The organism is Mesorhizobium sp. M0018, assembly GCF_040323955.1.
Taxonomy (GTDB): Bacteria; Pseudomonadota; Alphaproteobacteria; order Rhizobiales; family Rhizobiaceae; genus Mesorhizobium.
The window spans coordinates 1-843 of the sequence record NZ_JAMYVL010000085.1 but is presented as its reverse complement, the minus strand read 5'-3'; the positions used below and the strand labels follow the sequence as shown (position 1 = coordinate 843).

The window sequence follows — 843 nt, the reverse complement described above, 5'->3', positions numbered from 1 at the left end:
CTTGATGTCGGGATGGGGATAGCGGGTGTAGATTTCCGCGCCCGGTGTCGCCGGATCGATCTCGACGGACGCGTCGGGATAGAGCGTGCTGGCGAAGGACGAGGTCTTTTTCGCCCGCGCGCCGTCCGGGCCGTAGAACAGCGACACGGTGTTGGCGGCTTGGGTGACCGTCTTCAGCCGGTTGGCCTCGTCCCAGGCGAGCGTCCTGGTGCCGTCGGAGACCATGTTGCCATTGGCATCATAGGTGAGCGTCTTGGCGCCGACCGCTGTTGGAGCATGCGGACGAGCGGCACTCGCCGCGGGATAGACATAGGTCCCAGCAACCCGGGTGCGCGAGGTCAGATTGTCGTTGGCGGCATAGACAAACGTCTCGTCGAGCGTGTTGTTGCCGAGATTGTCGCTCGAGGTCAGCCGGTCGGCCTTGTCGTAGCCATAGGTCCAGCTGTCTGAAGCCGTCAGCCCCGTCGTGCCGGTGATGCGGCCGATGAGATCGCGGGCATACTGGTCGTCGAGCAGGATTGTCGCGCCCCTTGCCGTGGTGACGCGGGTGACCCAGCGGCGGGTCGGCGAATAGGTGAAGGACGTCTTTACGCCGTTAGCATAGGTGATCTCTTTCGTCTGGCCGTCGGTCTCGTAGATGGTCGAGGTGATGAAGCCTGAAGCCGAGAGCAGCTTGTTGGCGGCGGTGTATTGCAGCGGGGCGGCCAGCGTGCCGAAGTCGAGCTGCACCGGCAGATACTGGCTGCGCAGCGTCTGGCCGGAGGCATCGCGCACGCTGGTCGTGGTGTGGGTCAGCGTGCCCAGCGTGACGTCCTGGCGCGCGGGTTTGCCGAAGCCGTCATA

Annotated in this window: 1 protein-coding gene; it reads right to left on the bottom strand. The window is 64.7% G+C overall.

All coding sequences use genetic code 11. From position 1 onward, the window contains the following. Positions 1 to 843: hypothetical protein (locus tag NKJ81_RS32555; protein WP_502904368.1), on the bottom strand; the 843-nt coding region annotated here is incomplete at both ends.